7 protein-coding genes are annotated in these 6,399 nt (G+C 71.4%); 6 read left to right on the top strand and 1 reads right to left on the bottom strand.

Annotation, left to right across the window (positions count from 1 at the left end; all coding sequences use genetic code 11):
• Positions 1 to 242: carboxyl transferase domain-containing protein (locus tag ABD358_RS12925; protein ID WP_344631090.1), on the top strand; the 242-nt coding region annotated here is incomplete at its 5' end.
• A 31-nt stretch (positions 243 to 273) separates the two neighbouring features.
• Positions 274 to 480: an acyl-CoA carboxylase epsilon subunit gene (locus ABD358_RS12920; RefSeq protein ID WP_344631089.1), complete on the top strand. Its 207-nt coding sequence runs from the start codon at positions 274 to 276 to the stop codon at positions 478 to 480.
• Between the two features lie 102 nt (positions 481 to 582).
• Here ABD358_RS12920 and ABD358_RS12915 read toward each other — a convergent pair whose 3' ends face one another.
• Entirely contained in the window at positions 583 to 777 is a 195-nt protein-coding gene (locus ABD358_RS12915; protein WP_344631099.1) for a hypothetical protein, read from the bottom strand.
• 555 nt (positions 778 to 1,332) lie between these two features.
• On the opposite strand from ABD358_RS12915, the gene ABD358_RS12910 reads away from it, so the two are divergent.
• The 4 genes from ABD358_RS12910 (at position 1,333) to ABD358_RS12895 (ending at position 6,335) form a co-directional block, all read left to right on the top strand.
• Entirely contained in the window at positions 1,333 to 4,851 is a 3,519-nt protein-coding gene (locus ABD358_RS12910; protein ID WP_344631088.1) for a sensor histidine kinase, read from the top strand.
• A gap of 9 nt (positions 4,852 to 4,860) precedes the next feature.
• Positions 4,861 to 5,274, top strand: coding sequence for a roadblock/LC7 domain-containing protein (locus tag ABD358_RS12905; RefSeq protein WP_344631098.1), 414 nt, complete (start codon positions 4,861 to 4,863; stop codon positions 5,272 to 5,274).
• Positions 5,275 to 5,341: 67 nt separating this feature from the next.
• Entirely contained in the window at positions 5,342 to 5,755 is a 414-nt protein-coding gene (locus ABD358_RS12900) for a DUF742 domain-containing protein (RefSeq protein WP_344631087.1), read from the top strand.
• Positions 5,736 to 6,335 (top strand): GTP-binding protein, encoded by a 600-nt coding sequence (locus ABD358_RS12895; RefSeq protein WP_344631086.1) that lies wholly within the window; start codon positions 5,736 to 5,738, stop codon positions 6,333 to 6,335. The genes ABD358_RS12900 and ABD358_RS12895 overlap by 20 nt, the downstream gene beginning before the upstream one ends.
• Positions 6,336 to 6,399 lie beyond the last annotated feature (64 nt).

The following is a 6,399-nucleotide window of genomic DNA, read 5'->3' as shown; positions in this document are numbered from 1 at the left end:
CCGCCAACGTGATCTTCCGCCGGCAGATCGCCGCGGCCGACGATCCCGACGCGGCGCGGGAGGAGCTGGTCAAGGAGTACAGGGCCGAGCTGATGCATCCGTACTACGCGGCCGAGCGGGGCCTGGTCGACGACGTCATCGACCCGGCCGACACCCGCACCGTCCTCGCCCACACCCTGGCCATGCTGTCCGCCAAGCACGCGGACCTGCCGGCCCGCAAGCACGGCAACCCGCCCCAGTGACGATCACCGTGATCCAGTGAGGAAGAGTTTCATGAGCAGCCTTGCCACCGACGTGGTCCGGGTCGAGAGGGGACAGGCCAGCGAGGAGGAACTCGCCGCGGTCACCGCCCTGCTCCTCGCCCGCGCAGCCGCCCGCACCCGCTCCGCCGAGCCCCGGCGTCCCCGCCGCGCCTCGGCGCCCTGGCGCCGCCCCGAACGGCTTCCCGTCTACCACGCCCCGCACAGCTGGCAGCACTGAGTTCCGCCGGGGGGCCCGGGCGACGGAACGCCTCGGCCCCGCACACCGTGTCCACCGGGTGTGCGGGGCCGAGGCGTTCCGTCGCCGCGGACGCGGAGGAGGTCAGCCGACAGGGGAGTCCATCAGGACGGTCCGCCGCGGGTTGGCGGTCTGGGCCGGCAGGACGACGGCCTCCGCCGTCTCCTCGCCGGTGCGCTCGGCCGCGGGAACCGCGGTCGGCGTCTCGGCGTCCTTGAGATGGGCCAGGGTGGTGCGCCGCGGGTTGGCGACACTGCGCGCGGTCGTCGTGGTCTTCACCAGGTCTGCCTCGTTCGCCTTCTTGTCGTTCACGTCGTTCTGCCAAGCTGAGCGTAAGGGTCCCTCTTACCCTCCAGGCATGACGCGGATAACGATCCGCCTGTGATTTTACTCACGGAGGGTTGGGCAAACGCGACATAAAGGTCCGTCTCGCCCGGGATGACAAACGGACATACATGCCGTAAGTCGGATATTCAACTCTCCGACGGTGCTACCGGGGCAGTGGGTGCCCTCGGGGAGCAGGCGGGGAGCTAGCTGCCAAAAGTCCGTAATGTGCGTTATTCGTCTGCACCCTGAGCGACGCGCCGTCTGCACAGCGTAACCCGGGCCGCGGCCTTGTCTGCGGACCTTGTTGGAGTTCCGGCACTGTGCTGGAATTCCACGGACCGCCGCAGAGGAGCCGGCGCGCAAGGGGGCGCACAGCAGCGCCGCGCGGCGGCGACTTGGGGGCGCGCCGGTCACTCACGACCGTCAGGGGGGTCCTCGAGGACCTTTCCGACTCGATACCGTTCCGCCGTTCGCGGGGGGACGCCTGGTCCAGAGGTTGCGACGCTAGTGCAGGGACGTTTCAAGAGGGATGGCAGCGCTGTGGGGGACCCGGAGCTGCGCGGTGCGGCCGACCGCGGCTCCTCGCCCCAGCGCGCCCAGGAGAACGGTGGCCGGGAGCAGGCCCTCGGCGCCGATGGGGACAAGCGCACGGACGCGCAGCCGGACGGCGGGCCGGGAGACGGCCCGAAGTCCAAGGAGCCCAGTGCGACGGGCTCACGTCTCGCCCTCCGCAACTGGCGCATCAGTACCCGTCTGGTCTCGCTGCTGGCCCTGCCGGTCGTAGCGGCCACCTCGCTGGGCGCACTGCGTATCCAGAGCTCGCTGGAAGAGGTCGACCAGCTCGACAACATGAAGCTCCTCACGGAGATGACCGAGCACGCCACCGAGCTGGCGGCGGCTCTCCAGGAGGAACGGGACCGCTCGGCCGGCCCGCTCACCGGCACCGGAAACCCCAAGGACGACGCGGTCGTCGGCCCCCGCGAGACGACGGACCGGGTCAAGACGGCGTTCTTCGACGCCAGCGGCGGGATCGAGAGCGCCGACGACAAGACGCTCTCCGGCATCAAGGCCACGATCGTCGACATCTCCCGGCAGCTCAACTCGCTGAAGGAGATCCGCGAGCGGGCGTACGACAACCCGGACAACATCTCCCGGACGGTCAACGACTACAACCAGTTGATCGAGTCGCTGCTGAGCCTGTCGCAGGACATGGCACAGGCCACCAGCAACCCGGACATGATCCAGAGCACCCGCGCGCTGGCCGCGTTCTCCTCCGCGAAGGAGTACGCCTCCATACAGCGCGCGATCATCAGCGCCGGCCTGGCCCGCAAGGGCGGCCCGGAACTCTCGGACAGCGACCACCTCTACATCGCGTCCGCCTGGCAGGGCGAGCGCACCGCGCGCAAGCGCTTCGCCGAGATCTACGGGACCGGCGAGGCGGCCGAGCTCACCAAGCCGCTGGACGAGGGCATCGTCAACATCACCTCGGCCGACAAGTACGCCGAGCGCGTGGTGAAGGACCCCGAGGGCATCTCGCGCGAGAACCGCTCCTACCTGGACTGGTTCGACCAGGACCAGGTGAAGATCGAGCAGATGGGCAAGATCGAGGCCTCCCTGCTCACGGAGATGGACGACCAGGCCCGCCGGCTGCGCGCCGAGGCCCAGCAGGACGCCTTCCTCAACGGTGTCCTCGTCCTGCTCGTGCTCGGCATCTCGCTGGTCGGCGCGTTCGTCGTGGCCCGCTCCATGGTCCGCTCGCTGCGCCGGCTGCAGGACACCGCGCAGGACGTCGCCCGTCGCCGCCTGCCCGAACTGGTCAAGCAGCTCTCCGAGGCCGACCCGCAGGACGTCGACACCTCCGTGGAGTCCGTCGGCGTCCACAGCCGCGACGAGATCGGCCGGGTGGCCGCGGCGTTCGACGACGTCCACCGCGAGGCGGTCCGCCTCGCCGCCGAGCAGGCGCTGCTGCGGGGCAACGTCAACGCGATGTTCACCAACCTCTCGCGCCGCAGCCAGGGCCTGATCCAGCGCCAGCTGTCGATCATCTCGGAACTGGAGTCCCGCGAGGCCGACCCGGACCAGCTCTCCTCGCTGTTCAAGCTGGACCACCTGGCGACCCGTATGCGCCGCAACGGCGAGAACCTCCTCGTCCTCGCGGGCGAGGAGCCCGGCCGCCGCTGGACGCGCCCGGTCCCGCTGGTGGACGTGCTGCGCGCCGCCGCGTCCGAGGTGGAGCAGTACGAGCGCATCGAACTGAACGCCGTCCCCACCACCCAGGTGGCGGGCCGGGTCGTCAACGACCTGGTGCACCTGCTGGCCGAGCTGCTGGAGAACGCCACCTCGTTCTCCTCGCCGCAGACCAAGGTCCGCGTCACCGGTCACGCGCTGCCCGACGGCCGCGTGCTGATCGAGATCCACGACACGGGCATCGGCCTGTCGCCCGAGGACCTGGCGGCGATCAACGAACGGCTCGCCAACCCGCCGACGGTCGACGTCTCGGTCTCCCGCCGCATGGGCCTGTTCGTGGTCGGCCGGCTCTCCCTGCGCCACGGCATCCGCATCCAGCTCAGGCCCTCGGACTCCGGAGGCACGACCGCGCTGGTCATGCTCCCGGTCGACGTCACCCAGCGCGGCGGACAGCAGCAGAAGAAGCCCGGCGAGGGCGGCCAGGGCCCCGGCCCGTCCGCCACGCTCCGGCGCGAGCCGCCGGCGGGAGCGCCGGCCGGCACGAGCCGGCTCGGTGCGCTGCCCACCCGCGGCCAGGTCCAGGGCGGCTCCTCGCGCGCCGCGCTGCCGGGCGGCGCCGGGGCCCCCTCCCGTCCCGGCCCGAACCCCGGACAGCAGCCCGCCCGCCCGGGGCCCGGCGCTCCGGCCGGAGCCGGCGCGCCCAACTCCTTCGGCGCCGACGCACGCCCCGAAGCCCGGAACGCCCGGCCCGCGCAGCGTGACGGCGTCTCCGCGGGCGAGCTGCCCGCGGGACCGGGCGAGCGGCGCCCGAGCTGGGCCGCCGGTCGCGGCAACCCGGCGTCCGGTCCGCACGAGCTGCCCGACGCACCGAGGGGGCACGAGGAGGTCGAGTCCACCGCGGAGTTCCCCGGTGCGGGCGCGTACCGCCAGCCCTCCGGACCCGGCGACACCCCCCACTTCCCGCGCCCCGCGCAGCCCCTCCCCCAGGGAGGGCACCGGGGTCCGCAGGAGACGGGGCAGTTCCCGAGTCCGCAGGTGTCTCAGGACACGGGTCAGTACCCCCGTCCGCAGGAGACGGGGCAGTTCCCGAGTCCGCAGGTGTCTCAGGACACGGGTCAGTACCCCCGTCCGCAGGAGACGGGGCAGTTCCCGAGTCCGCAGGTCTCCCAGGAGACGGGTCAGTACCCCCGTCCGCAGGAGACGGGGCAGTTCCCGAGCCCGCAGGTCTCCCAGGACACGGGCCAGTACGCGCCCCGGCAGAGCGCTCCCGCCACCCGCGACACCACCGGTTACGAACTGCCGGGCAGTTCCTCCGCCTCCACCGCCGGCGGGGAGGAGCGCACCCCGATCTTCGAGTCGGTCGAGTCGAGCTGGTTCAGCGCCAGGCATGCCGCCCAGCAGGCGCAGTCCGCGTCCTCGGGCGACTCCTCGTCCGCGGGGGCCGGAGGAGCCCCGGCTTCCGCCGCGCGGTCCGACAAGCCCGCCGCGGCGGCTTCGCCGAGGCCGCAGGAACAGTCCGCCGGCGGTTCGTCCGGCGACGCCTGGGAGGAGACTCCGAACGACGAGCGCTGGCGCCGGGCCGAACAGCTCCGCCAGCCCGCTTCGGGCGGAGTCACCACGTCCGGCCTGCCCCGCCGTGTCCCCAAGGCCAACCTGGTCGCGGGCACCGCGCAGCAGCGGCCGGCCGCGCCGGCCGGTCCGCAGGTCTCGCGCGCGCCCGATGACGTCCGCGGCCGGCTGACCAATCTCCGCCGGGGCATCCAGCAGGGCCGGCAGGCCGGAAGCGGCCAGACCGGCGGCAGCCGCGGCACAGGCCCCACCTACCAGCAGGAGCGTTAGTTGAGTCCGATGAGCCAGGCGGCGCAGAATCTGAACTGGTTGATCACCAACTTCGTGGAGAACACCCCGGGGGTGTCGCACACGGTGGTGGTCTCCGCCGACGGCCTCCTTCTGGCCATGTCCGAGGGGTTCCCGCGGGACCGTGCCGATCAGTTGGCGGCGGTCGCGTCGGGTCTGACCTCGCTGACCGCTGGTGCGTCGCGCATCTTCGAGGGGGGTGCGGTGAATCAGACGGTGGTGGAGATGGAGCGTGGGTTCCTCTTCATCATGTCGATTTCCGACGGTTCCTCGTTGGCGGTGCTGGCCCACCCGGAGGCGGACATCGGTCTGGTGGGGTACGAGATGGCCCTGCTGGTGGACCGGGCGGGTACGGTGCTGACCCCGGACCTCCGTGCCGAACTCCAGGGAAGCCTTCTCACCTAGACCCCGCTCCCCCCACACGAGCACCACAGTCCGCATCGCCGACCTTCATGCCTCGCCCGGAGGAGCCATGACCCCGCCGCCCGCCTCACCCGGTCCGTACGGTGGCCTGAACGAACACGTGCCGTACGGCGGCGAAGGCGACCAGCCCCTGGTGCGGCCGTACGCCATGACCGGAGGCCGTACGCGCCCGCGCTACCAGCTCGCCATCGAGGCGCTGGTGAGCACCACCGCCGATCCGGCACAGCTCATGGGACTGCTTCCGGAGCACCAGCGGATCTGCCACCTGTGCCAGGAGGTCAAGTCGGTCGCGGAGATCTCGGCACTGCTCGCTATACCTCTGGGGGTGGCGCGGATTCTCGTCGCCGACCTGGCCGAGGCCGGGATGGTGGCGATCCACCAGCCGGGCAGCAGCAGCGAGCCCGGTGGTGCACCGGATGTGACACTGCTCGAAAGGGTGCTCAGTGGACTTCGCAAGCTCTAGCCCGCAGGCCGCCTACGGAACTTCCGTACCGCGTGCCACGACCTCCGCGAAGATCGTGGTGGCGGGCGGGTTCGGTGTGGGCAAGACGACCTTCGTGGGCGCCGTGTCGGAGATCAACCCGCTGCGTACCGAGGCCGTGATGACCGCCGCGTCGGCGGGGATCGACGACCTGACCCACACCGCGGGCAAGACCACGACGACCGTGGCGATGGACTTCGGCCGGATCACGCTGGACCAGGACCTGATCCTGTACCTGTTCGGCACGCCGGGTCAGGACCGGTTCTGGTTCATGTGGGACGACCTGGTGCGCGGCGCGATCGGCGCGGTGGTGCTGGTGGACACCCGCCGGCTGGCGGACTGCTTCCCGGCGGTGGACTACTTCGAGAACTCGGGTCTGCCGTTCGTCATCGCCCTCAACGGCTTCGACGGAAAGCAGCCGTACACGCCGGACGAGGTGCGCGAGGCGCTGCAGATCGGTCCGGACGCGCCGATCATCACCACCGACGCCCGTCACCGGGCCGAGGCCAAGAGCACGCTGATCACCCTGGTCGAGCACGCCCTTCTGGCACGTCTGCGCTGAACCTCCGCCGAATTCCCACATGTGCGCTCCGTCTCGTTCCGAGCCGCGGAGTGCCACGGAGCCT

It is taken from the genome of Streptomyces glaucosporus (genome assembly GCF_039533345.1).
GTDB classification, from domain to species: domain Bacteria; phylum Actinomycetota; class Actinomycetes; order Streptomycetales; family Streptomycetaceae; genus Streptomyces; species Streptomyces glaucosporus.
The sequence above is the reverse complement of the archived record's forward strand: the minus strand, read 5'-3'. Positions and strand labels throughout refer to the sequence as shown.